The 25,809-nt window shown below is 73.8% G+C and carries 26 protein-coding genes and 2 rRNA genes (1 of these 28 only partly in view); 19 read left to right on the top strand and 9 right to left on the bottom strand.

The annotated features are described in order from the left end of the window. From JOE68_RS10670 to JOE68_RS32205, 3 genes are all read left to right on the top strand, one after another. A 23S ribosomal RNA gene (locus tag JOE68_RS10670) occupies positions 1 to 347 on the top strand; it begins 2,734 nt to the left of the window's first position. Between the two features lie 122 nt (positions 348 to 469). After that, positions 470 to 586 (top strand): 5S ribosomal RNA (gene rrf / locus JOE68_RS10665). Positions 587 to 657: 71 nt separating this feature from the next. Continuing rightward, positions 658 to 1,518: a GNAT family N-acetyltransferase gene (locus JOE68_RS32205; protein WP_204842175.1), complete on the top strand. Its 861-nt coding sequence runs from the start codon at positions 658 to 660 to the stop codon at positions 1,516 to 1,518. Between the two features lie 19 nt (positions 1,519 to 1,537). Here JOE68_RS32205 and JOE68_RS10655 read toward each other — a convergent pair whose 3' ends face one another. Further along, on the bottom strand, positions 1,538 to 2,002 hold the full coding sequence (locus JOE68_RS10655; protein ID WP_204842173.1) for an Lrp/AsnC family transcriptional regulator: 465 nt from the start codon (positions 2,000 to 2,002) through the stop codon (positions 1,538 to 1,540). An 80-nt stretch (positions 2,003 to 2,082) separates the two neighbouring features. Between JOE68_RS10655 and JOE68_RS10650 the strand changes: the two genes are divergently transcribed. The 6 genes from JOE68_RS10650 to JOE68_RS10625 all read left to right on the top strand — a co-directional run bounded on the left by JOE68_RS10650 (position 2,083) and on the right by JOE68_RS10625 (position 8,759). Continuing rightward, positions 2,083 to 2,568 carry a rhodanese-like domain-containing protein gene (locus tag JOE68_RS10650; RefSeq protein WP_204842172.1) on the top strand — a complete coding sequence of 162 codons (486 nt, stop codon included), beginning with the start codon at positions 2,083 to 2,085 and terminating at the stop codon, positions 2,566 to 2,568. 15 nt (positions 2,569 to 2,583) lie between these two features. Next, entirely contained in the window at positions 2,584 to 3,333 is a 750-nt protein-coding gene (locus tag JOE68_RS10645) for a type 1 glutamine amidotransferase (protein ID WP_204842170.1), read from the top strand. Between the two features lie 83 nt (positions 3,334 to 3,416). Further along, entirely contained in the window at positions 3,417 to 4,550 is a 1,134-nt protein-coding gene (locus tag JOE68_RS10640; protein ID WP_204842168.1) for an inorganic phosphate transporter, read from the top strand. Further along, positions 4,547 to 4,771: a hypothetical protein gene (locus JOE68_RS10635; protein ID WP_204842166.1), complete on the top strand. Its 225-nt coding sequence runs from the start codon at positions 4,547 to 4,549 to the stop codon at positions 4,769 to 4,771. Before JOE68_RS10640 ends, JOE68_RS10635 begins: the two co-directional genes overlap by 4 nt. Before the next feature lie 77 nt (positions 4,772 to 4,848). After that, a complete protein-coding gene (locus tag JOE68_RS10630) occupies positions 4,849 to 7,791 on the top strand; it encodes a bifunctional [glutamine synthetase] adenylyltransferase/[glutamine synthetase]-adenylyl-L-tyrosine phosphorylase (RefSeq protein WP_204842164.1) in 2,943 nt (980 codons plus the stop codon). Positions 7,792 to 7,829: 38 nt separating this feature from the next. Next, positions 7,830 to 8,759 (top strand): NADP-dependent oxidoreductase, encoded by a 930-nt coding sequence (locus tag JOE68_RS10625; protein ID WP_204842162.1) that lies wholly within the window; start codon positions 7,830 to 7,832, stop codon positions 8,757 to 8,759. 37 nt (positions 8,760 to 8,796) lie between these two features. Here JOE68_RS10625 and JOE68_RS10620 read toward each other — a convergent pair whose 3' ends face one another. Further along, positions 8,797 to 9,012 carry a hypothetical protein gene (locus JOE68_RS10620; RefSeq protein ID WP_204842160.1) on the bottom strand — a complete coding sequence of 72 codons (216 nt, stop codon included), beginning with the start codon at positions 9,010 to 9,012 and terminating at the stop codon, positions 8,797 to 8,799. A gap of 201 nt (positions 9,013 to 9,213) precedes the next feature. On the opposite strand from JOE68_RS10620, the gene JOE68_RS10615 reads away from it, so the two are divergent. Next, entirely contained in the window at positions 9,214 to 9,849 is a 636-nt protein-coding gene (locus tag JOE68_RS10615) for a hypothetical protein (protein WP_204842158.1), read from the top strand. Positions 9,850 to 9,912: 63 nt separating this feature from the next. Here the strand turns inward: JOE68_RS10615 and glnA are convergent, their stop codons facing one another. Continuing rightward, complete coding sequence (gene glnA, locus JOE68_RS10610; protein WP_204842156.1) at positions 9,913 to 11,337, bottom strand: type I glutamate--ammonia ligase; 1,425 nt, start codon at positions 11,335 to 11,337, stop codon at positions 9,913 to 9,915. Positions 11,338 to 11,533: 196 nt separating this feature from the next. Between glnA and JOE68_RS10605 the strand changes: the two genes are divergently transcribed. Further along, complete coding sequence (locus JOE68_RS10605) at positions 11,534 to 12,007, top strand: RDD family protein (protein WP_204842154.1); 474 nt, start codon at positions 11,534 to 11,536, stop codon at positions 12,005 to 12,007. Between the two features lie 351 nt (positions 12,008 to 12,358). Here the strand turns inward: JOE68_RS10605 and JOE68_RS10600 are convergent, their stop codons facing one another. Continuing rightward, positions 12,359 to 13,087, bottom strand: coding sequence for a DUF4191 domain-containing protein (locus JOE68_RS10600; protein ID WP_204842152.1), 729 nt, complete (start codon positions 13,085 to 13,087; stop codon positions 12,359 to 12,361). 71 nt (positions 13,088 to 13,158) lie between these two features. On the opposite strand from JOE68_RS10600, the gene JOE68_RS10595 reads away from it, so the two are divergent. From JOE68_RS10595 to JOE68_RS10570, 6 genes are all read left to right on the top strand, one after another. Beyond that, positions 13,159 to 15,213, top strand: coding sequence for an ATP-dependent DNA helicase UvrD2 (locus JOE68_RS10595; RefSeq protein WP_204842150.1), 2,055 nt, complete (start codon positions 13,159 to 13,161; stop codon positions 15,211 to 15,213). Between the two features lie 147 nt (positions 15,214 to 15,360). Continuing rightward, positions 15,361 to 15,582, top strand: a complete 222-nt coding sequence (locus JOE68_RS10590) for a hypothetical protein (protein WP_204842148.1) — start codon at positions 15,361 to 15,363, stop codon at positions 15,580 to 15,582. Between the two features lie 128 nt (positions 15,583 to 15,710). Beyond that, positions 15,711 to 16,109: a WhiB family transcriptional regulator gene (locus JOE68_RS10585; RefSeq protein ID WP_204842146.1), complete on the top strand. Its 399-nt coding sequence runs from the start codon at positions 15,711 to 15,713 to the stop codon at positions 16,107 to 16,109. After that, complete coding sequence (locus JOE68_RS10580; RefSeq protein ID WP_204842143.1) at positions 16,106 to 16,330, top strand: putative WhiB-interacting protein; 225 nt, start codon at positions 16,106 to 16,108, stop codon at positions 16,328 to 16,330. The genes JOE68_RS10585 and JOE68_RS10580 overlap by 4 nt, the downstream gene beginning before the upstream one ends. Positions 16,331 to 16,683: 353 nt before the next feature. Further along, on the top strand, positions 16,684 to 17,946 hold the full coding sequence (locus JOE68_RS10575) for a class I SAM-dependent methyltransferase (RefSeq protein ID WP_204842141.1): 1,263 nt from the start codon (positions 16,684 to 16,686) through the stop codon (positions 17,944 to 17,946). Beyond that, on the top strand, positions 17,943 to 18,116 hold the full coding sequence (locus JOE68_RS10570; RefSeq protein ID WP_204842139.1) for a hypothetical protein: 174 nt from the start codon (positions 17,943 to 17,945) through the stop codon (positions 18,114 to 18,116). Before JOE68_RS10575 ends, JOE68_RS10570 begins: the two co-directional genes overlap by 4 nt. 243 nt (positions 18,117 to 18,359) lie before the next feature. On the opposite strand, the gene JOE68_RS10565 is transcribed toward JOE68_RS10570, so the two are convergent. The 4 genes from JOE68_RS10565 to JOE68_RS10550 all read right to left on the bottom strand — a co-directional run bounded on the left by JOE68_RS10565 (position 18,360) and on the right by JOE68_RS10550 (position 22,033). After that, positions 18,360 to 18,926: a hypothetical protein gene (locus JOE68_RS10565; protein ID WP_204842137.1), complete on the bottom strand. Its 567-nt coding sequence runs from the start codon at positions 18,924 to 18,926 to the stop codon at positions 18,360 to 18,362. 417 nt (positions 18,927 to 19,343) lie between these two features. Continuing rightward, positions 19,344 to 20,654, bottom strand: a complete 1,311-nt coding sequence (locus JOE68_RS10560; RefSeq protein WP_204842136.1) for an ABC1 kinase family protein — start codon at positions 20,652 to 20,654, stop codon at positions 19,344 to 19,346. An 84-nt stretch (positions 20,655 to 20,738) separates the two neighbouring features. After that, positions 20,739 to 21,752, bottom strand: a complete 1,014-nt coding sequence (locus tag JOE68_RS10555) for a ThiF family adenylyltransferase (RefSeq protein WP_204842135.1) — start codon at positions 21,750 to 21,752, stop codon at positions 20,739 to 20,741. A gap of 125 nt (positions 21,753 to 21,877) precedes the next feature. Continuing rightward, a complete protein-coding gene (locus JOE68_RS10550; protein ID WP_015098458.1) occupies positions 21,878 to 22,033 on the bottom strand; it encodes a DUF5679 domain-containing protein in 156 nt (51 codons plus the stop codon). Between the two features lie 204 nt (positions 22,034 to 22,237). Between JOE68_RS10550 and JOE68_RS10545 the strand changes: the two genes are divergently transcribed. Next, entirely contained in the window at positions 22,238 to 22,765 is a 528-nt protein-coding gene (locus tag JOE68_RS10545) for a M48 metallopeptidase family protein (RefSeq protein WP_204842133.1), read from the top strand. A gap of 129 nt (positions 22,766 to 22,894) precedes the next feature. Here the strand turns inward: JOE68_RS10545 and JOE68_RS10540 are convergent, their stop codons facing one another. Then, positions 22,895 to 24,184 (bottom strand): zinc-dependent metalloprotease, encoded by a 1,290-nt coding sequence (locus JOE68_RS10540; protein ID WP_204842131.1) that lies wholly within the window; start codon positions 24,182 to 24,184, stop codon positions 22,895 to 22,897. Between the two features lie 81 nt (positions 24,185 to 24,265). On the opposite strand from JOE68_RS10540, the gene JOE68_RS10535 reads away from it, so the two are divergent. Continuing rightward, complete coding sequence (locus JOE68_RS10535) at positions 24,266 to 25,351, top strand: YlbL family protein (RefSeq protein ID WP_307819622.1); 1,086 nt, start codon at positions 24,266 to 24,268, stop codon at positions 25,349 to 25,351. The last annotated feature ends 458 nt before the right edge of the window (positions 25,352 to 25,809 follow it).

Raw genomic sequence — 25,809 nt, 5'->3', positions numbered from 1 at the left:
TGTTCGCCCATTAAAGCGGTACGCGAGCTGGGTTTAGAACGTCGTGAGACAGTTCGGTCCCTATCCGCCGCGCGCGTAGGATACTTGCGGAAGGCTGTCCCTAGTACGAGAGGACCGGGACGGACGGACCTCTGGTGTGCCAGTTGTCCTGCCAAGGGCATTGCTGGTTGGCTACGTTCGGAAGGGATAACCGCTGAAAGCATCTAAGCGGGAAGCTCGTTCCTAGATGAGGTATCCCACCCTTTGTGGGGTAAGGCCCCCAAGAGACTATTGGGTTGATAGGCCGGAGATGGAAGGTCGGTAACGGCTGGAGTTGACCGGTACTAATAGGCCGAGGACTTGCTACGAAGACGCTACGCATCCACTGTGCGGTTCTGAAAGAACCACCGGGCCCACCCCGGGCGACCCCCTGACACGGTTGGTGTCGGGTGTGGGTTGTGGGGTGGCTGTGGTGGTAATTTCATAGTGTTTCGGTGGTCATGGCGGAGGGGGAACACCCGGTCCCATTCCGAACCCGGTAGTTAAGCCTTCCAGCGCCGATGGTACTGCACTCGTGAGGGTGTGGGAGAGTAGGACGCCGCCGAACATTCCTTCCCCGCAGGGGGCACCTGGTATATCCGGTGCCCCCTGCGGGCGTTTTGCGTTACGGTCTCGCTCGTGGACGTGCAGCGGCATGACGACCTGGCCGACTTCTGGGACCTGACCAGGGAATTCTTCAACGCGGACCCGGTGTTCCATACAATCCCGATCGCGGCTGTCGCGCGGCGCCTCGACCACCCCCACCCGACCGACGAGCAGCCGACGCTGCTCACCGTGTCGGAGGGCGGCGAACTCGTCGCCGCGGCGCTGCGCACCCCGCCGTGGCCGCTGACGCTGAGCGGTGTCCCGGAGAAGTGGGCGGACGCGGTCGCCGAGCACCTGGTGGGCGTCGAGGTGCCCGGCGTCAACGGGCCGCGCCCGGCCGTCGAGGCGTTCGCCCGGGCCTGGGCCGCCCGCACCGGGTGCGACGCGCGGGAGGTCACCGCCCTGCGCCTGTACCGGCTGGACGAGCTGGAGCCGCCGGCCGCTGTGCCGGGCGCCTCGCGCCGGGCGACGGAGGACGACGCCGAGCTGCTCATCCGGTGGTACCGGGACTTCGTGGACGAGTCGACACCGCACGACTCGACCGAGGAGGCGGCGGCCGCCTTCGTCCGGCCCAGCCTGGCGGCGGGCTCGGGGCACGTGCTCTGGGTCGACGGCGATCAGCCGGTGGCGTGGGCGGCCTCGGGCGTGCCGGCCTCGGGCATGTGCCGCATCGGCCCGGTCTTCACACCCGCGGAGCACCGCCGCAACGGCTACGCCGCGGCGGCCACCGCGGCCTGCGCGCGGTGGGCGCTGGACCGGGGCGTCGAGCACGTGGTGCTGTTCACCGACCTGGCCAACCCGACGTCCAACTCGATCTACCAGCGGATCGGCTTCCGGCCGGTGTGCGACGCGGCGGAGTTCGTCTTCACCCCGCCCGACCACGAGCGCCCCTGAGCGCGCCGGCCCGGGTGCGTCACGGCGAGTCGATCCCGTCCAGGACGTCGCGCGTCACGGGTCGGTTGCGCACGGCCGACGAGAACACCAGCGACGTGGTGGTGTCGCCGTACCGCTGGGCCAGCTCCACGAACTCCTCCAGCTCCGCCGTCGACCGGCACACCACGCGCAGCAGCCAGCAGTCGTCCCCGGTGACGTGGTCGGCGTCGAGCACCTGCGGCACGGTCACCACCCGCTCCCGGAAGCGGGGCGTGTCCAGGCTGCGCACGCGCACCCGCACGATCGCCTCGATCGGCAGCCCGAGCCGGCGCGGCGACACGACGGCCGCGTACCCGGTGATCACCCCGGCCTGCTCCAGCCGCCGCACCCGCTCGGTGGTGGCGGGTGCGGACAGCGACACGCGCTTGGCCAGCTCGGTGAACGTCATCCGCCCGTCCCGCTGGAGCAGGTCCACCAGCCGCCAGTCCAGGTCGTCCAGTTCCACCGTGGAATCGTAGGCAGGACCGGCCCGAGACCTGGACTTCCGCCTGCCCCCGACGGCGCGGCTCGACCAGGATGACGACCATGACGAACACGCTGCGCTTCCCGCCCGCCGACCCGGCCGTCGCCGCCGCGCGCTTCGCCGCGGAGCTGTCCTCCGAGGCCGACCCGGACGACGTCGTGCGCGACCTCGGGGCGGGTGACACCGCCGGGTTCCGGCTGGTGGAGACGCGCGGCGCCGAGGCGTTCGCGCGGGCCCGCATCCCGGGGGCGCTGCACCTGCCGCACTGGGAGGTGGACGAGGACGCCACCGCGGGCTGGGACCGCGACCTGGTCTACGTCTGCTACTGCGAGAGCGCCGAGTGCAACGCGGCCACCAAGGGCGCGCTCCGGCTGTCCCGGCTCGGCTTCCGGGTCAAGCGGCTGGCCGGCGGCATCCGGGCCTGGCAGGCGGCCGGCTACCCGGTGGAGAGCGGTCCGGTGGGGGACAGCCCGGTGGGAGGCGGCCCGGTGGGAGGCGACCGGGCGGGTGGGGGCGATGGCCTGCACGGAGCCGGTTGTGCCTGCTGATCTACCCTCGGAGGGGTGACGCGACTGCTCGTTGTGCAGCCCGACGACCTCGACCCGGTCGCCCGCCTCGGCGACTGGCTGACCGGCGCCGGGGCGGTGCTCGACGTGGTCGGGCCCGGCGAGCGCCCGCTGCCCGCGACGCTCGACGGCTACCAGGGCCTGGTGGTCCTGGGCGGCGCGATGAGCGCGCTGGACGACGCGGACCACCCGTGGCTCGCCGACGTGCGCGCGCTGCTGGCGCACGCCGTCACCCGGCGGGTGCCGACGCTGGGGGTGTGCCTGGGCGGCCAGCTGCTCGCGGCGGCCACCGGCGGGCAGCTCCGCCGGGCGCCGCACGGGCCGGAGGTCGGCGTGCTGCTGGTCGCCAAGCGGGACGCGGCGACCGCCGACCCGCTGTTCGCCGACCTGCCGTGGACGCCGGACGTGCTCCAGTTCCACGTCGACGAGATCGCGCTGCTGCCGCCCGGCGCCGAGCTGCTCGCGTCCTCCCCGAAGTACCCGAACCAGGCGTTCCGGGTCGGCGAGAACGCCTACGGGGTGCAGTTCCACATCGAGACCACGCCGGAGGTGGTGGCGTCCTGGGCGCGCCACGCCCCCGACACGGCCGCCTGCGCGCGGCCCGGCGAGTTCGAGCCGGACCGGTTGGAGCGGGGCCACGAGGACATCCGCGAGGCGTGGCAGCCGTTCGCGGAGCGCTTCGTCCGGCTGGCGGCGGGCGAGCTGCCGGCCCGGTCGGAGGGGCGGAGGACCCTGCCCCTGGTGTGACGAATCCCGGTCCATGTGAGAGTTCATCGACTGGACGGGTAGCGTTCACCCACGACTGTGTCGGTTCAGCCGGAGGAATCAGCGTGGACGCCTCGCTCCTCGTCATCATCGTGGTCGTCACCGCGTTGGCGTTCGACTTCACCAACGGCTTCCACGACACGGCGAACTCGATGGCCACCTCGATCGCCACCGGCGCGCTGAAGCCGCGCACGGCCGTGGCGTTCTCCGCGGTGCTGAACCTGGTGGGGGCGCTGCTGTCGGTGGAGGTCGCCAAGACCATCTCCGGCGGCATCGTCGACGACGCCCGCATCACGCCCGCCGTGGTGTTCGGCGGCCTGGTCGGGGCGATCGTCTGGAACCTGATCACCTGGTACGTGGGCCTGCCGTCGAGCTCGTCGCACGCGCTGTTCGGCGGGCTGATCGGGGCGACCTGGATCGCGTCGGGCGCGGACGCCGTGCACTTCGCCAAGGTGGTCGACAAGGTGGTGGTGCCCTCGGTCGCCGCGCCGCTGGTGGCCGGGGTCGTGGCGCTGCTGGCCACGTTCCTCACCTACCGGCTCACCCGCCGGGCCCGCGAGTCGGTCGCCCGCAAGGGGTTCAGGGCCGGCCAGGTGGCGTCGGCGGCCCTGATGTCGCTCGCGCACGGCACCAACGACGCCCAGAAGACGATGGGCATCATCACGCTGACCCTGATCACCGCCGGCACCCTCGCACCGGGCTCCGAACCGCCCATGTGGGTGGTCCTGAGCGCCGCGGTGGCCATCGCGCTGGGCACCTACCTGGGCGGTTGGCGCATCACGCACACCCTCGGCAAGGGCCTGACCACGATCGAGGCGCCGCAGGGCTTCGCGGCGCAGACCAGCGCGGCGACGGTGATCATGGCGTCCTCGCACCTGGGTTTCGCGCTGTCCACCACGCACGTCGCGTCCGGCGGCATCATGGGGTCCGGCCTGGGGCGGCAGCGGGACGGCGTGCGGTGGGGCGTGGCCGGGCGGATGGCCCTGGCCTGGCTGTTCACCCTGCCCGCGGCCGGGGTCGTGGGCGCGGTGGCGGGCAAGGTCGCGTCGTCGGGGACGGTCGGCGTGGTGGTCGTGGCGGGCGCGGCGGTGGTCGTGTCGCTGGGGATCTGGCTGCTGTCGCGGCGCGAGCCGGTGCGGCCGGAGCACGTGGTGGACGAGATCGCGGCGCAGGCCGAGACGCACAAGGTGGCGGTGTGAAGGTCGACTGGGCGGCGCTGGGCACGGTGTTCGGGGTGAGCCTGGCCGTGGTGCTGGGGCTGGTGGTGCTGTTCTCGGCCGGGCTGCGCGCGCTGTCGGCGCGGGAGGAGGCGCGGGAGCGCGGCGGGTCGGTGGCCGTGCCCGCGGTCGCGGCGGCGGCCTGCCTCGTGGCGTGCGTGCTCGTGGTGCTGTTCGGGATCTACCTGATCGTGGCGCCCTGATCGTGGCGCCCTGACGGCGGCGCCCCGACCGACGCTCCCCGCCGGGGCCCGGCGCGCCACGGACTACGGTAATCGCGATGACCGATCCAGCCCGCACCCCGACCTCCCCCGCCCGGTTCGGCCTGACCGAGGCCCGCAGCGGCGAACTCCTGCGCGCGGCCGGGTGGTGGGACGACCGCCGGCCGACCGCGGGCAGCGAGCCGGTCCTGTGGGCGCTGTCGCGCAGCCCCGACCCCGACCTCGCGCTGCTCGGCGTCGACCGGCTGCGCGAGGCGCTCGGCGACGGGTGGGCGGAGCTGGACGGCGTGCTGCGGTCGAGCGCGGTGCTGCGCGGCCGGCTGCTGGCGGTGCTCGGGTCGTCCACCGCGCTGTCGGACTTCCTGGTCGCCAACCCCGACCGGTGGGCGGCGCTGGCCGAGGCCGAGCCGGTGTCCGCGGAGGTGTTCGCGCCGGTGCTGGTCGAGGCCGTGCGGGAGCTGACCGGGTCCGCGGCGGTGCGCGCGCTGCGCTCGGAGTACCGGGCGCTGCTGTGCCGGATCGCGGCCGAGGACCTGGCCCGCGTCGTCGAGCCCGACCTCGCGCACGTGCCCTACGACGAGGTGGCCGGGCTGCTGTCGGACCTGGCGGTGGCGGCGCTGCGGGCGGCGCTGGACGTGGCGTCCCGGCAGGTGGCGCGCGCCGGGGACTGCACGCTGGCCGTGATCGCGATGGGCAAGTGCGGCGCGCGGGAGCTGAACTACGTCAGCGACGTGGACGTGGTGTTCGTCGGCGAGGGCGACACCGCCGTGGCGACCCGGCTGGCCGGCGCGATGATGCAGGTGGCGGGGCAGGCGTGCTTCGAGGTCGACGCGGCGCTGCGGCCCGAGGGCAAGGCGGGCGCGCTGGTGCGGACGCTGGAGGGGCACGCCGCCTACTACCGGCGGTGGGCGCGGACCTGGGAGTTCCAGGCGCTGCTCAAGGCCCGCCCGGTGGCCGGCGACGCCGAGCTGGGCAGGCGGTACCTGGAGGTGGTGGGCCCCCTGGTGTGGACCGCCGCCGAGCGGGAGGACTTCGTGCCCGACGTGCAGGCGATGCGCCGCCGCGTCGAGGACCACGTGCCGGTGGGGCTGGCCGACCGGGAGCTGAAGCTGGGGCCGGGCGGCCTGCGCGACGTGGAGTTCGCCGTCCAGCTGCTGCAGCTGGTGCACGGGCGCGGTGACGAGGAGCTGCGCATCGCGGCCACGACGGCCGCGCTGGCGGCGCTGGGCCGCGGCGGGTACGTGGGGCGCACGGACGCCGCCGACTTCGGTCGCGCCTACCGGTTCCTGCGCACGCTGGAGCACCGGTTGCAGCTGCAGCGGCTGCTGCGCACCCACCTGTTCCCGGCGGAGGACGACTTCCCGGCGCTGCGCCGGCTGGCGCGGGCCGCGGGGCTGTCGGCCCGGGGCGGGCTGTCCGAGGCGCAGGTGCTGCTCGCGGAGTTCCGCAAGCGCGCCAACCAGGTGCGGCGGCTGCACGAGAAGCTGTTCTACCGGCCGCTGCTGCAGGCCGTGGCGAACGTGCCGACCGAGGCGCTGCGGCTGACCACCGCCGAGGCCGCCGCCCGGCTGGCCGCGCTGGGCTACGCCGCGCCGGACGGCGCGCTGCGGCACATCGAGGCGCTGACGCGCGGGGTGTCGCGGCGGGCGCGCATCCAGACCGCGCTGCTGCCCGTGCTGCTGGACCTGCTGGCCGCCACGCCCGACCCGGACGGCGGGCTGCTGGCCTACCGGAGGGTGTCCGAGGCGCTGGCCGAGACGCCCTGGTACCTGCGGCTGCTGCGGGACGAGGGCACGGTCGTGGACCGGCTGGCGGCGCTGCTGGGCACCTCGAAGCTGGTGCCGGACCTGCTGGTGCGCGCGCCGGAGGTGCTCCGGCTGCTGGCGGACACCTCCGCGCTGGTCGGCCTGGACCCGATGACCATCGGCAACCCCCTGCGCAGCACCGTGTCGCGGTACAACGACCTGGAGCGCGCGGTGACGGCGGCCCGGTCGCTGCGGCGGCACGAGCTGCTGCGGGTGGCGTCGGCGGACCTGCTGGGGCTGGCGTCGCTGCGGACGGTGTGCGTGTCGCTGTCGGAGGTGTGGGTGGCGGTGCTGCAGGCCGCCCTGGACGCCGTGGTGCGCACCGCCGGCGAGCGGCTCGCGTCGATCGCGGTCATCGGCATGGGGCGGCTCGGCGGGCGCGAGCTGGGGTACGGCTCGGACGCGGACGTGCTGTTCGTGTGCGAGGCCGCGCCGGGGGTGGCCGACGCCGACGCCGTCCGGTACGCCGCCGCGGTGGTGGAGAAGGTGCGGCGGCTGCTGAGCGCGCCGAGCCAGGACCCGGCGCTGCAGGTGGACGCCGACCTGCGGCCCGAGGGCAGGCAGGGTCCGCTGGTGCGCACGCTGGAGTCCTATCGGACGTACTACGCGCAGTGGTCGGAGCTGTGGGAGGCGCAGGCGCTGCTGCGGGCGCGGGTGGTCGCCGGCGACGCCGACCTGGGGGCGCGGTTCATCGAGCTGGTGGAGCCGGTGCGGTACCCGGCGGACGGGCTGGACGCGGCGTCGGTGCGGGAGGTCCGGCGGATCAAGGCGCGCGTCGAGGCGGAGCGGCTGCCGCGCGGCGCGGACCCGTCCACGCACACCAAGCTCGGGCGCGGCGGGCTGGCCGACGTGGAGTGGACGGTGCAGCTGCTGCAGCTGCAGCACGCCCATGAGGTGCCGTCGCTGCGCACCCCGTCGACGGTGCGGGGGATGCGCGCGGCGTGCGAGGCGGGGCTGGTGGCGGAGGAGGACGCGTCGGCGCTGATGGAGTCGTGGGTGATGGCGACGCGGGCCCGCAACGCCGTCGTCCTGGTGCGCGGCAAGCCGGGCGACCAGCTGCCGACGGCCGGGCGCGACCTGGCGGCCGTGGCCGGGGTGATGGGGCACCCGGGCGACCCCGGCGAGTTCCTCGACTCCTACCGGCGCACCACGCGGCGGGCGCGGGCCGTGGTCGAGCGCGTCTTCTACGGCTCGTGAACCGGCGCGTCCCGCGCGGCTCGTGAACACTGGGACGCGTGAAGGCGATCGCGCAGGACGAGTTCGGTGACGCGGACGTGCTCCGGGTGCAGGAGCTGCCCGACCCGCGGATCAACCTCGACGGGGTCTTGGTCGAGGTGCGGGCGGCCGGGGTGAACCCGGTCGACCTGCTGGTGCGCATGGGCCACGTCAAGGACCTGGCCCCGCACCACTTCCCGCTGGTCCCGGGCTGGGACGTGGCGGGGGTCGTGCGGGAGGTCGGCCCGGCCGTCGAGGGCTTCGCGCCCGGCGACGAGGTGTTCGGCTACCAGCGCAAGGACCACGTGCAGCACGGCGCCTACGCGGAGCTGATCGCCGCGACCGAGCGGGGGCTCGCGCACAAGCCCGCGGCGCTGTCGTTCGCCGAGGCCGGCGGGCTGGCGCTGGCCGGGCTGACCGCGCTGCAGTCGTTGCGCCGGGTGGGGGTGTCGGAGGGCGACGCGGTGCTGGTGCACGCCGCCGCCGGCGGCGTCGGGCACCTGGCGGTGCAGGTCGCGCGCATCCTGGGCGCGTCCCGCGTGATCGGGACGGCGTCGCCGCGCAACCACGACTTCCTGCGCGGGCTGGGCGCGGAGCCGGTCGCGTACGGGGACGCGCTGGTGGACAACGTGGCCGAGCTGGTCGGCGGGGACGGCCGGGTGGACGTGGCGTTCGACTGCGCCGGCGGCGCGGCGCTGAACGACTCGCCCGCGCTGGTCCGCGACCCGGCCAGGATCGTGTCCATCGTGGACGTCAACGTGCTGGCGCTGGGCGGCCGGTACTGCTACGCGAAGCCGGTGCGGGCGGACCTGGACTGGCTGGCCGAGCACGCCGGGTCCGGCGCGTTGAAGGTGGCGGTGCAGCAGACGTTCCCGCTGGCCGAGGCCGCGGAGGCGCACCGGCTGCTGGAGGGCAGGCACGTGCGCGGCAAGGTCGTGCTGACGGTGTGAGCGGGGGGCCTCCGCGGCGGGAGGCCCCTGCGCGCGCTCAGTCCTCGTCGGCGGTGGGGACCGAGGCGAGGACCTCCACGACCCACTCCTCCACGAGGGTGTCGTCGGAGTCCTCGTCGGGCACCAGCCGGTTGGCGACCTTCACGCCGAGACCGAGCACGTCGGCCGCGGCGATGGCCTCGATGGCCTCGGTGGCGGAGTCGAAGATGGTGGTGGACAGCACCTGGGCGGTGGTAGCGACGTCATCAGACACGGCGCGACCCTAACCGCCCGCCACGATGGTGGGACGGGCAGCCCCTCGGAGGTCCACCGGGCGTCCGCACGCGTTCACGCAGCGTCGGCAAGGGGCCGTTCTCCGGTCCCGCGCATTGACTGCGGACCTCCGAAGTGCGGAGACTGGCGGGTGTTCAGGGGGAATCCACGTTCGCCCGCGTGCGCCCGGATGAAGGACGTCATGGCCGATCACCACCGCAGGAAGAACCGCGCCGCCCTGAAGATCGGCCTGGTCGCGCTCGGCGTGCTGGTGCTGCTGGGCGCGGTCCAGGCGGCGACGGCGGGCAGCGTGGGCTTCGGCGCGCTCAGCGTGACGTTCGGCTCGGACGCCCCCGCCACCACGCCGGCGGTCGCGACCGGTTCGCTGGACGGCGCGCTCGGGACGACGACCGAGGGGACCACGGCCGGGGGGACCACATCCGGGGGGACCACGACGGCGAGCCCGGAGACGAAGGTGGGCGTCGGGTCGTGGAAGCAGTCGCGCGGCCTGCTCACCGTCGAGGTGACCCGGGTGGAGAACGCCGGTGGGCGGCTGCGGTTGCACGTGACGGCGGTGAACGCGAGCACGTCGAAGATGGACCTGCCGGTGGCGTCGGTGACGGCCGCGGACGACACCGGGCGCAACTACAGCGCGTCGCTGTCGACCAGCAGGTGGCCGGTGGGCGTCGCGAAGAACGGCAGCGCTTCGGGCTACCTGGAACTGGACCCCGGGGCGACCGCGGGGACCACGCTGACGTTGACGTTCTCCGGCATCATCGGCCAACTCGCCCCCACCGGCGGCTCCGTGGCGGTCACCGGCATCCCGATCCCCCGGTAGCCGCGGACGAGCCGAAGGCCCGGCGCCCCACGGGGGCGCCGGGCCTTCGGCTCGGAGCGACGATCACACGTCGTAGTACAGCGCGAACTCGTAGGGGTTCGGGCGCAGGCGCAGCGGGTCGATCTCCTGCTGGCGCTTGAACGAGATCCAGGTGTCGATGAGGTCCGGGGTGAAGACGCCGCCCTCCAGCAGGAACTCGTGGTCCGCCTCCAGGTTGTCCAGGACGGCCTCCAGGCTGGACGGGACCTGCTTGACGTTGAGGGCCTCCTCGGGCGGCAGCTCGTAGAGGTCCTTGTCGACCGGGGCCGGCGGCTCGATCTTGTTCTTCACGCCGTCCAGGCCGGCCATCACCATCGCCGAGAACGCCAGGTACGGGTTGCCCGACGAGTCGGGGCAGCGGAACTCGATGCGCTTGGCCTTGGCGTTGTCGCCGGTGATCGGGATGCGCACGCACGCCGAGCGGTTGCGCTGGCTGTAGACCAGGCTGACCGGCGCCTCGTAGCCCGGCACCAGGCGGTGGTAGGAGTTCACCGTCGGGTTGGTGAACGCCAGCAGCGACGGCGCGTGGTGCAGGATGCCGCCGATGTAGTGGCGCGCCATGTCGGACAGGCCCGCGTAGCCGGACTCGTCGTGGAACAGCGGCGCGCCGTCCTTCCACAGCGACTGGTGGGCGTGCATGCCGGAGCCGTTGTCGCCGACCAGCGGCTTCGGCATGAACGTGACGGTCTTGCCGGCCTGCCACGCGGTGTTCTTGATGATGTACTTGAACAGCATCAGGTCGTCGGCGGCGTGCAGCAGCGTGTTGAACCGGTAGTTGATCTCGGACTGGCCCGCGGTGCCGACCTCGTGGTGCGCGCGCTCGACGGTGAAGCCGCTGGCCTCCATGGTGAGGGCCATCTTGTCGCGCAGGTCCGCGTAGTGGTCGGTCGGCGTGACGGGGAAGTAGCCGCCCTTGTACTTGACCTTGTAGCCGCGGTTGCCGCCCTCTTCCTCGCGGCCGGTGTTCCACGCGCCGGAGATCGAGTCGATCTCGTAGAACGACGCGTTCGGCGTGGTGTCGAAGCGGATCGAGTCGAAGATGTAGAACTCCGCCTCGGCGCCGAAGTAGGCGGTGTCCGCGATGCCCGACTCGGTGATGTACTGCTCGGCCTTGCGGGCGACGTTGCGCGGGTCGCGGCTGTACGCCTCGCGGGTGAACGGGTCGTGCACGAAGAAGTTGACGATCAGCGTCTTCTCGATCCGGAACGGGTCGAGGCGCGCCGTGTACAGGTCGGGCAGCAGCAGCATGTCCGACTCGTGGATCGACTGGAAGCCGCGCACCGACGAGCCGTCGAACGCGAGGCCCTCCTCGATCGCTTCCGCGTCGAACGCCGCGGCCGGGACGGTGAAGTGCTGCATGACACCGGGCAGGTCGCTGAACCGGACGTCGATGAACTTCACGCCCTCGTCGGAGATGAACTTCAGGACCTCGTCGGGATTCTTGAACACCCTCGTCGACTCCTTCACTGCGGTGGGGGCGTGGTTGTCCGCCGCGTCCGGGCGCGGCCTGCCATCGTCGGCGACGCTATGGCGGCGGTGTTGCCCAGCAGTCACCCTGGTGTTTCGCCAGTGTTAACGGGCCCTCCCGGGTGGGCAACCGGACCTGCCGGCCCTCACCCGCTGAGCACGGCCTTACTCTGGAGGGGTGAGCAAGTGGACCGGTTCGTGGCTGTCTGGACCCCGTTCGGCCCTGGAGCCGGGCGCCGACTCCGGTGACGGCTCCGGCCAGCGGTGGCGGGGCGAGCGACTCGGCCTGCCGCAGGCCGGGCCCGGCTCGGTGGCGTCGACGGGGCGGCGGGCGATCGCGATCCTGGTGGACTTCGCGCTGGCCATGGGGGTGGCCGGCGTGTTCACCCACCCCGAGCTGCCGCGCAACTGGAGCCTGCTGGCGTGGTTCTCGATCACCGTGGTCGCGGTGGCCTTCTTCGGCTTCACCCCTGGTCACGCGCTGTTCGGGCTGCGGGTGGCGCGCCTGGACGGGGCGGGCCTGGTGGGCCTGCCCCGGGCGGCGCTGCGCACCGCGCTGATCTTCCCGGTCATCCCGGCGGTGGTGTGGGACGCCGACGGCCGGGGCCTGCACGACAAGGTGGTCGGCACGGTGGTCATCCGCGTGCGGTGAGCCGGGTCGGGACCCGCGGTCCGGGCCGGGCGGGCGCGCGGCCGGACCTGCGGGGTTCGCGGCCGGTTTCGCGGTCGGGCCTGCGCGGTTCGCGGCCGGGGGCCCGGCGTCGCCCGGCCGACCGGCCCGCGACGGGACCGGCGCCTGACCTCGGGCGTGACGCGGCATCCGGCCTCCGGTGTCGGCGCGACCTCGGGGAACCCGGCTCCGGGCACGCCGGGCCGAGCGCGGCGCGGCCGTCGACCGAGGCGCCCCGACCGCGGGGCGTGGCCTTCCGGCCCGGCCCCCAGTGTCCCACGGGACACCGGCGGCCGGGGCGGCGAAGTGACCGCTTCCGGCGCTCCCCGCGGGTCAGCGGCGGCGCATGGCCCGCTGGATGTTGCGCATCTTCGCGCCCTGCGGCAGCGGGCCCTTCGGCATCGCCGTGCCGCGGCTCGCCAGGGCCGCCAGGCGGTTCTCCAGCGTGTCCACCTGGGCCGCCGAGATGTTGCGCGGCAGCTTCATGAGGTGGCCCTGGAGCTTGCGCAGGGCGACCTGGCCCTCGTCCTTGCCGACGATGACGTCGTAGATCGGGGTCTCGCCGATCACGCGGGCCACGCGCTTCTTCTCCTGGGCCAGCAGGCCCTTCACGCGGTGCGGCGCGCCCTCCGCCACCAGCACCACGCCGGGGCGGCCGATCACGCGGTGGACCATGTCGCCGCTCGTCGTGCCGGCCACGGCCTGCGTCACGCGCCAGCGACCGCGCAGGTTGTCCAGCGCCCAGCCCGCCGCGCCCGGCTGGCCGTCGGCCTTGGCGTACACGGTGCGCTGCACGCGGCGGCCGAAGACGATCACCGCCAGGAGCGCGCCGACCGCGATGCCCAGCGGCAGCAGCACCCACTGCATGTCCCAGATCAGGCCCAGCAGGAACGCCACCGCCGCCGCGCCCAGCACGCACGCCACCATCAGCGGCACCAGCGCCTTGTCCTCGCGGCGCTGCACCTTGAACGCCTCGAGGATCTGACCGCGCCGCGCCTTCGAAGCCGCGCGCCGCGCCTTCGCCGCTTCCTTGGCGGCGGCCTTGTCCTGCTTTCCAGCCATACCCACCAGGATACGGCGCGCCGGATCGCCCCCACACAGCGCGGCCCGCGCGCAATGCGAGGATGCAGCGCATGGACGGGCTGCTGGACGGACTCGACCCGGAACAGCGCGCCGCGGTCGAGGCGCCGCGCGGCCCGGTCTGCGTGCTCGCGGGCGCTGGCACCGGCAAGACCCGGACCATCACCCACCGCATCGCCCACCTGGTGCAACGCGGCCACGTCGCCGCCGGCCAGGTGCTCGCCGTGACGTTCACGGCGCGGGCGGCCGGGGAGATGCGGACGCGGCTGCGGGCGCTGGGCGTGCCCGGCGCGCAGGCCCGGACGTTCCACGCCGCGTCGCTGCGGCAGCTCCGGTACTTCTGGCCGCGGGTCGTGGGCGGGCCGCAGTGGGACCTGATCGACCGCAACAAGCTGCGGATCGTCGCGCAGGCCGCCAACCGGGTCGGGCTGTCCACCGAGTCGGACTCGCTGCGCGACCTCGCGAGCGAGATCGAGTGGGCCAAGGCGTCCCTCGTCACGCCCGACGAGTACCCGGTCGCGGCCGGCCGCGCGCAGCGGGACGCGCCCGCGCCGGCCGAGCAGGTCGTGCAGGTCTACCGGACCTACGAGCAGCTCAAGAACGAGGCGCAGCTGCTCGACTTCGACGACCTGCTCCTGCACACCGCCGCCGCGCTGGAGGAGCACGGCGACGTCGCCGAGGAGTTCCGCGACCGCTACCGGTGCTTCGTGGTGGACGAGTACCAGGACGTCACGCCGCTGCAGCAGCGGGTGCTCGACGCGTGGCTGGGCGCGCGGGACGACCTGACCGTCGTCGGCGACGCGAACCAGACCATCTACTCGTTCGCGGGCGCCTCGCCGCGCCCGCTGCTGGACTTCCCGCGCCGGTTCCCGGGGGCCGCCGTGGTGCGGCTGGAACGGGACTACCGGTCGACACCGCAGGTCGTGGCCCTGGCCAACGAGGTGATCAAGTGGGCGCGCGGTCGCCCCGCCGGGTCGCGGCTGCGGTTGGTCGGGCAGCGGCCGGAGGGTCCCCAGCCCCGGTTCACCGAGTTCGACGACGAGCCCGCCGAGGCCGCGGCGGTCGCGCAGCGGGTGAAGGCGCTGCTGGACGACGGCGTGGCCGCCAGCGGGATCGCCGTCCTCTACCGCATCAACGCGCAGTCGGAGGTCTTCGAGCAGGCGCTGGCCGAGCTGGGCATCCCCTACCAGGTGCGCGGCGGCGAGCGCTTCTTCCAGCGCGCGGAGGTGCGGCAGGCGATGGTCGCGCTGCGCTCGGCCGCCGCGCAGCGGCTGCCCGGCGAACTGCCCGAGGTCGTGCGCGGGGTGCTGACCGGCATCGGCCTGACCGACGAGCCCCCCGCCGGCGGCTCCGCGCGGGAGCGGTGGGAGTCGCTGCTCGCCCTGGTCGAGCTGGCCGAGGAGCTGGCGGCGACGGTCGAGGGCGCGGACCTGGCGAAGTTCACCGTCGAGCTGGACATGCGCGCCGAGGCCCAGCACCCGCCGACCGTGGAGGGCGTCACGCTGGCGTCCCTGCACGCGGCCAAGGGCCTGGAGTGGGACGCGGTGTTCCTCGTCGGCCTGGTCGAGGGCACCCTGCCGATCACGCACGCCGACGGCGACGACGCGGCCATCGAGGAGGAGCGCAGGCTCCTGTACGTCGGGGTGACGCGGGCCCGCGTGCACCTGTGGCTGTCGTGGGCGCTGGCCCGCGCCGCGGGCGGGCGCCGCTACCGGCGGCGCAGCCGGTTCCTCTACGGGCTGGTCCCCGAGGACCACCCCGCCTCGCGCACCGCCCGGCGCGAGCCCGCGCAGCGCCGCTCCGAAGCGCTGTGCCGGCTGTGCGGCACGGTGCTGAACGACGCGCGGGCGATCAAGCTCAGCCGGTGCGGCAGCTGCCCCTCCGACGTGGACGAGGACCTGCTGCACCGGCTGCGGGCCTGGCGGGCCGGCCGGGCGCGGGAGCTGAGGGTGCCCGCCTACGTCGTGCTCACCGACGCGACCCTGGTGGCCATCGCCGAGCAGCGCCCCGAGGACGTCGCCGGCCTGGTCTCGATCGCCGGCATCGGCGCGGCCAAGCTCGACCGCTACGGGGCCGACGTCCTGGCCCTTGTGCAGGGCAAACGCTGAAGCTTCACACGATCGTCAGGTATTTGGAAAAAGCGGTTGCGGCGGTCGGGGACCGGGCCATAACCTGCTGAGGCCGGGCGCGAAGCGCCCGCTGGGGATTGAGATGGAGCGTTGCTCCAAGACTAGCTGCCCGAGGAGGTGACCGGTGTGAACACCCACATGTGCTTCGAGACGCCGGCTCGCCTCGTGATCGGCGTTGACGCCGTGTCCGGCACCGCTCGTGTTGCGGGGGAGAAGTCTGCCCGCGATCGCCACGCCTCGAAGTGGGGTGTCGCGCGAGTTCAGCTGATCCAGGCGCCAGTCGCCCACGTGACCACCGCTGTCCCGACCCAGAACGTTGCGCCGTCCGCGCAGGAGCGAAGTACCTGACCGACCCGTCAGGACACTGAGGCTCACGAAGGCCGCGGACCCGTAACCGGATCCGCGGCCTTCGTGTTTGTTCGACCAGTTCAAGCAGGAAAAACCCCATCGCAAGACCCTTGACAGGAGTCCACCTGATGTTGACCGCGACCGTTCCGATAGCCGGAACGCTGTCCACCGAGCCGGACCTGGCCGGAGCCGGGGTCGCTTCCCTGATCGACACCGCGCCCGACGCCGGCTTGGAACTGCCCTGCCGCACCAACAACCCCGACCTCTGGTTCGCCGACGCACCGGCCGAGCTGGAGGAGGCGAAGAAGTTCTGCGCCGCCTGTCCGGTGATCGCCGAGTGCCTGGCGGGCGCGCTCGCCCGGCACGAGCCCTGGGGGGTCTGGGGCGGCGAGATCTTCGAGCGCGGAGCGGTGATCGCGCGCAAGCGCCCCCGCGGGCGCCCGCGCAAGGACGCCGCACCCGCTGTTCCCGCGGCGCCCGCCGCAACCGTCGTCCGGGGGGCTACCGACCAGGAGGCCGCCGCGTGACCACGTACCGCACCACCACCGACGACGCACTGACCACTGAACTCAACCTGCGAGGCAACCCCATGTTGATCGAAGAAAACCTGGCCAGATCCCGAATGCATGATGCGGAGGCATTCGCCCGAAGGCAACGGGTGGCCCACCGCCTCATCGCCGCCCGGAGGTGGCGCCGACTGGCCGGTTGGGCCGAGCGCAGAGCGCGGCAGAAGGCTTGTGCGCTCTGACGCCCGACCCCGGCGTCGAGCTCTGACGGCGACCCCCGGGCGAGGTCCCACCCGCCAGGCGCGGGTGGGACCTCACCCCACCGCCTCCACCCGCCGAGCCGCCTGCCCGCTGCCATCCCGTCCGCTGCCATCCCGTCCGCCGAAGCCTCGCCCGTCAAGAACTCATCCGCGAGGCTGCGCAGCAGGGATTTCACGGTAGGGGTTCGTGGTCGAAGGCGAGTGGGAGCACCGCCGCGACGAAGTGAGGACCCGGCCCGCCCTCCGCTCGAAACCGAGCGGAGGGCGGGCCGACTCGTGGGTACGGTTTCCACGTGGCCGCTCACACCCATGACGGAATCGACTGGACAGCCCGCTTGACCGCGATGCGGCGGGCCGACGAGTTGGACGCCGAGACGCGACGCGTGGTCGCGCGCAGACTCGTGCGCCCACTGCCGGACAACCCGACCGTGGTCGACGTCGGCTCCGGCACCGGCGGCATGGCCGCCGCCCTCGTCGAAGCCCTGGCCGCCCGGGGCGGCGGCACGGTCGTCCTGGTCGACGCCGTGCCGGAACTGCTCGACGCCGCCACCTCCGCCGCCCGAGCCGCCGCGACGAACGCACCGCCGTACACCGGCACCACCCCTCCCGGCAGCGCCGGACCGGGCAGCGCCGGACCGGGCAGCGTCGGACCCGGAAGCGCCGGACCGGGCAGCGCCGGACCGGGCAGCGCCGGACCGGGCAGCGCCGGACCGGGCAGCGCCGGACCGGGCAGCGCCGGGCACGGAAGCGCCGGACTGAACAGCGCCGGATTCGCCAGCACGGGACCGGGCGGCACCGGGCCGGGCGGCACCGGACCGGGCGGCACCGGACCGGGCGGCATCGGACCGGGCGGCGCCGGACCGGGCGGTGTGCGCCCGGCTTCCGGGCGGCCGGGCAGCGCTCGGCCCGATGACACGCGGCCGAGGACCGTTCCGTTCGCCGGCCCGCCCGCTGCTCCGCCCGCCGGGTCGACTGCCGACCCGACCGCTGCCCGACCCGCCGGCCCGCCGTCCGTCCGCGTGCGGCCGGTGCTCGCCGACCTCGCCACCGAACGCCCGGTCGACATCGTCGGCACCGCGCACCTCGTGTGGGCTGCCGGCGTCGTCCACCACGTGCCCGACCAGCGCAAAGCCGTCACCGACCTGGTCGACGCCCTGGCACCCGGCGGCTGGCTGGCGCTGGGCGAGGGCGGCCTCGAGAGCCGGTTCCTGCCGTGGGACCTCGGCGTGGGCGAACCCGGCCTGGCGGACCGGCTCTCCGCCGCCCGCGCCGAGTGGTACGTGCGGATGCGCGAGTCGATGGCCGGCTCCGTCCGCCTCCCGGTTGGGTGGAACATCGTGCTGGCCGAGGCCGGTCTGGTCGACGTGACGGCGTTCAGCTACCTCATCGACCACCCCGCGCCCGCCGAGCAGGCCGTCCGCGAATCGGCCGCCGCGCGCCTGGCCTGGCTGGCCGAAGTCACCCGCGACCGCCTGCACCCGGCCGACCGCCACACCGTGGCCCGCCTGCTCGACCCGCAGGACCCCGCGTACGTCGGGCTGCGGGACGACGTGTTCCTGCTCGCCGCCGGCACCGTGCACCTCGGCCGCAAGTCGTGACCGAAGCGTGCGCGCGCTGCGGGAGGACCCGTGCTTCGGTCGCCGACCCGACCCTGCTGCTGGCGTGGGTGCGGGAGCGGGAGGACGGCGTCGAGCGCTGGCTGTGCCACGAGTGCGCACGGGCCCACGTGCGCGATATCGAGGGCAAACTGCCTGCTGAGTACTGGTGAGGCGGCTCCTTTCACGAGTGCGGGGCAACGCCTGGCACGAGGTGCGGCCAGGTGGTCGCCAGTCGGTGCGGGACGAAGGTGGGTCGGGTCGCCGGTTGGTGCAGGGCGAGGGCGGGTCGGGTCGCCGGTTGGTGTAGGACGAAGGTGGGTCGGGTCGCCGGTTGGTGTGGGACGAGGGCAGGTCGAGTCTCCGGTTGGCGGCGTGCGGCGGCTCCGAGATGCGAAGGGGCGCGCCGGCGGAGGTCAGGTGAAGGCGGCCCGGTGGTCGCGGGCGAGCCTGCGCAGGGTCGTGCGGGGTGTGCCGGCACCTCGTTGGCTGCCCGCGTCGAGCTCGCGCAGGAGCGTCTCCACGGTGCACACGCCGCGTCGCAGCACGGCGTCGATCATCGTGCGCTGCTGATGGGGGTGCGCCTCGTGGCGGACGGCGTCCAGGACGGCGCGGACGGGCGGCGCCAGGGGCAGGCCGTCCTTCACCACCACTTCGGGCAGGCGGGTGGTGCGCTCCAGCAGCAGGTGGTGGTCGCCGGTCTTCCGGCGGGCGGCGGGCTGCAGGAGGTGGACGCGGGGCGGGAGCGGCAGGTCGGGGAAGCCCTGCTCGCGCAGGGCGTCGACACCGGTCAGCACGGCTTCCGGACCGGCGTAGGCCAGGGCCGCCCGGACGCGCTGCGCCCTGGTCGGCGGGCCGGCGGCGAGCAGCAGCACGCCCGGCAGGATGCGCTGCCAGGGCCCGCCCGGGCGGCAGCGCAGGGCGATCGCGTAGCGGGGGACTCCCGCGGCTTCGAGGTCGGTGGTCCTGATCACTCGGGTCATGTAGCGATCATCGGCCGGGGTGGGAGGGGGCGCGAGGGGCTGTTCGCGATCTGTGGACAACTTCCGGGGCTGTGGACAACTCGGCGCCGGATGGCCCGGAGCAGCCCGGAGCAGACCGACCCGATCTCGGCCCACGTGGCCTCGGCCAACCGGATCTCGGCCGACCGGACTTCGGCCGACCTGGCCTCGGCCCACCCGACTTCAGCCGGAGCGACCCCGGCCGGCGTGACTGGAGCCGGCGCCACCCGGCCCCACCCGGTCCGGTGCGACCCGGTCCGGTGCGACCCGGTCCGGTGCGACCCGGTCCGGTGCGACCCGGGTGGGCGCGATTCGGGCGGGCGCGGCCTGGCCGGGCGCGGCTCGGACTGACGCGACCTGGCCAGACGCGGCCCGGGCTGACGCGGCCCGGCGCGCGGCTCAGTCGTCGAAGCCGGCTTGCCAGCGGGCGACGATGGCGCGGGCCGGGACGTTCGCGTCCAGCTGGCACAGGATCCCGGTCGCGCCCAGCGTCACCCGGTGGATCAGCAGGTACTGCGGCGGCAGGTTCAGCGACCGGCCTGTCTGCGAGTCGGGGCTGCGCAGGTCGCCGACCCGCTCGGCCTGCATCTGCAGCCACTTGCGGTTGAAGTGGAACGTCTCCGCGCGCAGCGGCTCCACGAACGGGCTCAGGTAGTTGAGCACGTCCTCCTCGCGCAGCTCCGTGCCCGGCCGGATGAAGTGCTCCGAGCGCAGCAGGTCCACCAGGTCCCGCGAGCGGCCGTCCAGCGCCAGCCTCGTCATCAGCCCCAGCGTCCTGGGCAGGCCGCCGGGCAGGCGGGCGACCGCCCCGAAGTCGAGCACCCGCAGCCGGCCGTCCGCGCCCAGCATGAAGTTGCCCGGGTGCGGGTCGGCGTGCAGCAGGCCCGCCCGGCTCGGCGCCGAGAAGTGGAACTCCGACAGCAGCCGGCCCGCCAGGTCGCGCTCGTCACGTTCACCCGAACGAATGATGGCGGACAGCGGGGTGCCGTCGGTCCACTCGGTCACCATCACCTTCGGCGAGCTGGCCACCACGCGCGGCACGAGCACGTTCCCGTCGCCCTCGAACGCCTTGGCGAACGCCCGCTGGTTGTCGGCCTCGGTCCGGTAGTCCAGCTCCTCCAGGTACCGGTCCCGCAGCTCCTCCAGCAGCGGTTTCACCTCCGTGCCGGGCATGATCGCCTGCAGCAGCCGGCTGAACCGCAGCAGCTGCTTCAGGTCCGCCTGCAACGCCTCGTCCGCGCCCGGGTACTGCACCTTCACCGCCACGTCGCGGCCGTCGTGCCACACCGCGCGGTGCACCTGCCCGATCGACGCGGACGCGGCCGGCTCGTCGTCGAACGCCGTGAACCGCTTCGCCCAGCCCGACCCGAGCTGCTCGGCCAGCACCCGGCGCGTGGTGCGCGCGGGCATCGGCGGCGCGGCGGTCTGGAGCTTGGTCAGCGCCTCCCGGTACGGCTCGGCCAGCTCGTCCGGCACGGCCGCCTCGAACACGCTCAGGGCCTGCCCGAACTTCATCGCGCCGCCCTTGAGCTGGCCCAGCACGGCGAAGACCTGCTCCGCGGTCTTCGCCGACACCTCGGCGCTGACCTCCTCGGAGCTGCGGCCGGCCAACCGCTTGCCCCAGCCGCCCACCACCCGGCCGGCCACCCCGAGGGGCAGGCTGGCCAGCTTGGCGGTGCGCTGCACGGCCTTGCGCGGGATCTCACTCACCCGAAGATTCTCCCCCCGCCCGACGGCGCGGTAGCAGTGGTGTACGCCTCTTCCGAACCTACACAGCCCAGCCTGAGGACCGACTCACACGAGAGAGCGGCATTCACAGCGGGGGTGCACCGGCGCGATCCGGTGCTCGACCAGCCCCGCGTAGACCTCCACCTCCAGGGTCGCGTCCCAGGTCGGCGGCCGGGTGCGGGCCGCCTGGTGGTCCAGGGCCAGCAGCGCCTGGCCGGCCGCGAGCCCGGCCGTGGTCGTCACGGTCGCCAGGTCGGCCTGCTGCGGCCGGTCGACCAGCTGGGCGGCGAGCACCGGCCAGGCCCGGTCCGCGTCGGTCCGGTGCAGGTCGGCGCACCGCAGGCAGCTGCTGCGGCCGGGCACGACCAGCGGCCCGACCACGCCGAGCCCCTCGCCCGCCCGCACGGCCAGGTGCGGCGTGCCCTCCAGCAGCAGGGCGCGCAGCAGCTCCGGCGGCGGCACCAGCGCGTCGGCGAGCACCACCAGGTCCGGGGCCTTCCCGCTGGTCGACGTCCGGACGGCGCCCGAAGCGCGCCGCAGCGCCTCGCCGGCGGCCTCGGCGCGCAGCCGGCCCACGTCGGCCTCGGTGTAGCCCGACCCGGTGTCCTCCGGGCTCACGCGACCGCGGGCGACCACCCGGACGTGCCCCACGCCCGCGGCCGCCAGGTGCGTCGCGACGGCGATGGTCAGGCGCCCGTCGCCGTGGACGACGACCGACCGCGCCGAGCGCGCGCCCGCCAGGTGGGGCGCCGGCCGGCCGGTGCGCAGCGCCCACGCGGTCGCCTCGGGCACCAGCCGGCCGTGCGGCGGGGGAACGGCCTCCTCGACCAGCCCCGCGTCGGCCAGGCCGTGCAGCAGGCGCACCAGCTCGGCGGCTTGGTCGCCGTGGTCGGCGAGCTGTTCGCGCAGCTCGGAGAGGGTGTGCCGACCGGACAGGCCGAGCAGCGCGGCGTCCATCGGCGACGGGACGTCCTCGATCAGCAGCGAGTGCCGCGCGTCGGTGCCGATCTGCACGGCGTCGGGCCGGCGGCGCAGCACCGGCAGGCCCGGCAGCACTCGGGGGCGGTGGGGCAGGTTCACGTCGTGCAGCGTGCCCGCACCCGTGACCTGGGGCGAAACGGTTGTCCACAGGTCGACCACCTGTCCACAGGCGGACGACCGCCTCCTTGACAGGTGGCCGGGCTCGCACCCGGCCACCCGCCCGCTCAGACCTTCGCCTTGCCGAGGATCCTGGTCACCGTGGTACCGCAGACCGGGCACTTGCCCTTGGCCATCCTGCGGTTGTTGCTCTCGTGCACCTCGCCCGTGAAGTCGCGCTTCTCACGGCACTTGACGCAGTAGCCGTTGTAGGTCTCGGCCACGGCTTCCTCCCTTGTTTCGGGAGTGCGGAGCGATCTGCGCCACACTCGGGGGCTGCGCAGCACGCTACCTCCGCAGACGGACAACCGCTGCACGCCGCGTCCAGCGTGTCCAGCCGTCGTTCGGGCGAATCTGCTGGGCCGTACCCCCACGCGCCGCCGCTTGGCCGCCGCGAACTGTCGGTGCGGGGCCTTACCGTGAACGCCATGCCCGAACCGCAGGTGGAGGTAAGGCGCAGCGCTCGGCGCCGTCGGATGGTGAGCGCGTACCGGGAGGGGGACACGGTCGTCGTCCTGCTGCCGGCGCGCATGAGCAAGAGCGAGGAGAAGCACTGGGTGGCCGAGATGCTCAGCCGCCTGCAGCGCAGCGAGACCCGCCGGCGGTCGCCCACCCGCACGTCGGACGCGGCGCTGCTCGCGCGCTGCGCGGAGCTGGCCGACCGCCACCTCGACGGCGTGCAGCCCAGCAGCGTGCGCTGGGTGCCGCCGATGCGCACGAGGTGGGCGTCCTGCACCCCGGCCGAGGGCACCATCCGGATCAGCGAGCGGCTGCGCGACGTCCCCGCGTGGGTGCTGGACTACGTGCTGGTGCACGAGCTGGCGCACCTGCGCATGCCGGGCCACGGCAAGGACTTCTGGGCGCTCGTGCACCGCTACCCGAGGGCCGAGCGGGCCATCGGGTACCTGGAGGGGCTGTCGGCGGCGGCCGGTCTCGGCATCACTGAGGAGGACTGACGGCCCGACCCGGTCCGGAGCCGGGCGCGCGCCGCACCGCGAGGCCGGCCGCACCGCGCGCCGGCCTCGCCGAGGTCACAGCGGAGTCCCCGGCGGGAGACCTCGGCGGAAGACCCCGGCGGGGAGACCTCAGTCCTCGTCCTTCTCCTCGCGCAGCGTCCGCTCCAGCTCCGCCATCGGGTCGTCCAGCGCCTTGCGCGTCCGGCCGAACCGCTCCACGAACTCCATCGGGTCGTCCAGGTCCTCCGACGAGGGCACCAGGTCCGGGTGGTCCCACAGGCCGTCCCGCTGCCCGACGCCGTGCTGGTCGCCCAGCAGCTTCCACAGCGCCGCCGCCGACCGGTGCCGGCGGGGCCGCAGCTCCAGGCCCACCAGCGTCGCGAAGGTCTGCTCGGCCGGGCCGCCCGACGCGCGCCTGCGCCGCAGCGTCTCCCGCAGCGCCTCGGCGCCGGGCAGCCGCTCGCCGACGGCCTCGGCCACCACGACGTCCACCCAGCCCTCGACCAGCGCCAGCAGCGTCTCCAGGCGGGTCAGCGCGGCCTTCTGCTCGGGCGTGGTCTGCGGTTCGAGCATCCCCGACTTCATGGCCTCCTCGATGGAGGCCGGGTTCGCCGGGTCGACCTGGCCGGCCAGCTCCTCCAGCGCCGAGGTGTCGACCTTGATGCCCTGCGCGAACTCCTCCACCGTGTCGAGCAGGCGCTGCCGCAGCCACGGCACGTGGCTGAACAGCCGCTGGTGCGCGGCCTCGCGCGCGGCGAGGAACACCAGCACCTCGCCGGCCGGCCGCTCCAGGCCCTCGGTGAACTTCTCGATGTTCACGGGCAGCAGCGCCGCCGTGCCCTCGGGGCCCAGCGGCAGGCCGACCTCGGTCGAGGTCAGCACCTCGGAGCCGAGCTGCGCCAGCGCGCCGCCCAGCTGCGAGCCGAACGCCATGCCGCCCATCTGGCCGAGCATGGACAGCAGCGGGCCCGCGGCCTCCTTCGCCTCGGCGGGCATCGCGTCCACCCACGCGCCGGAGACGCGCCGCGCCACCGGGTCGCACAGCCGCTGCCACGTCGGCAGCGTGCGCTCCACCCAGTCGCGCGCGCTCCAGCCCTCGGCCTTCGCCGTGCCGGTGGGCAGCGACGTCACCGGGTCCAGCCACATCTCCGCGAGGTGCACCGCGTCGCGCACCGCGCCGCTCTGGTCGGGCGTGAAGCCGACGCCGCCCTTGCCCGTCAACTGCTGCAAGGCGATCTGCTTCGCCAGGTCGTAGTTGACCGGACCGGACGACGTGCCCGCGTTGCTGAACATCGCGCCGAGCTGGCTCAGCATCGCGCCGAGCTGGTTGAAGTCGAACGGGTTGCCCGCAGGCTCCTCCGGCTTGCGGCCGCGATCGTCTGGGTCCTGCGGGCCGAACCCGAAGGGCACGTCACTCATGCCACCACGGTACGCGGGCCGGGTGCCGCGCGCGGGACCGGTTCGCCGACGGCGTGAGGGCTTGGTCGTACCCTGTCGGGCGTGAGCGAAGGCACCGACACCGCCGCGGACCAGCCGACGGTCCGACCGGCCCGGCCCCGGCGCGGGCTGACCAGGCGCACGTGGACGCTCGTGATCAGCCTGGTGGTGGTCCTCGCGCTCGGCCTGCTCGGCGGGTTCGCGCGGGTGCCGTACGTGGCGCTGGGACCGGGCCCGACCTACGACACGCTGGGCCGCGTCGACGGCGCGGACGTGGTGCAGGTCGACGGCCAGGAGACGTTCCCGACCAAGGGCTCGCTCACCATGACCACGGTGTCGCTCACCGACGACGTGTCGCTGTTCGGCGCGCTGGGGCTGTGGGTCAGCGGCCGGTACGCCCTCGCGCCGCGCGACGAGTTCTTCCGGCCAGGCGAGTCCGAGCAGCAGGTCCGCGACCAGAACGTCAAGGCGTTCCAGGACTCGCAGACCAGCGCCGAGGTCGCCGCCCTGCGCTACCTGGGCTACCCGATGAAGGTCGTCGCCGCCGAGATCACCGAGAACAGCGCGGCGGACGACGTCATCCAGCCCGACGACCGGCTGCTCGCCGTCAACGGCAAGGAGATCGGCAGCTACGAGGACGTCCGCGCCGCCCTGGAGAACACCAGGCCGGGCGACCAGGTCGACATCACCTTCCAGCGCGAGTCCGCCCGGCAGACCGCCCGCATCACCCTCGGCTCGACCCCCGACCGGCCCACCGGGTTCCTCGGCATCCTGCCGGTGGACCGCGCCGACGTGCCGTTCGACATCAAGATCAGCCTGGCCGACGTCGGCGGCCCGTCGGCCGGCCTGCTGTTCGCGCTGTCCATCGTGGACAAGCTGACGCCCGGCGAGCTGAACGGCGGCCAGGCCGTCGCCGGCACCGGCGAGATCAACGACCTGGGCGAGGTCGGCCGGATCGGCGGCATCAACTTCAAGATGGTCGCCGCCCGCGAGAGCGGCGCGACCACCTTCCTGGTGCCCGCGGGCAACTGCGACGAGGCCAAGCAGCACGCGCCGGAGGGCCTGCGGCTGGTCCGGGTGGAGAAGTTGGCCGACGCCGTGGAATCGCTGAAGGCGATCAGCGAGGGCAGGGACGCACCCAGCTGCTGACCCGACAGCAGCCCGAGCGGGCCGCCGTCCACCCCCGGCACACCCACCCCTCCGCTCGTGGCTCTCGCACACCCCGTGCAGACCGGTGGCTTCGTGTTCTCCCCGTATGGCCTGCCCGGAGGGCTACCATGCTTTTCGTGGGGGTGCAAGCACGCTTTTCGCTTGCACCCCCACGAAAAGCATGGTCGTCTTTGACAGGTCATGCGGGGGGAACACGACCGCTCTTTCTTTTCCTCCTCCTTGGCGGCCTGCCCGTCCGGCGAGGACTCTTTTAATCCCTTCAGCCTCGGGCGGTACAGCACCGAATCTCACCCGGATCAGTGCAGGTCAGAGGTATGAAGGGCGGCCGGGAGGCCCCCAAGGAGGAGGGAAGTGCGTCGTGTTCTCCCCGTACGGCCTGCCGGAGGCAATCATCTTTGTCGGGGGGTGTCAAGCGGTGAAGCGTGCTTGACACCCCC

Origin of the sequence: Saccharothrix algeriensis (assembly GCF_016907655.1) — a bacterium.
Taxonomy (GTDB): domain Bacteria; phylum Actinomycetota; class Actinomycetes; order Mycobacteriales; family Pseudonocardiaceae; genus Actinosynnema; species Actinosynnema algeriense.
Note: the sequence above shows the minus strand (reverse complement) of the source record. Positions and strands in the feature narration are given on the sequence as shown.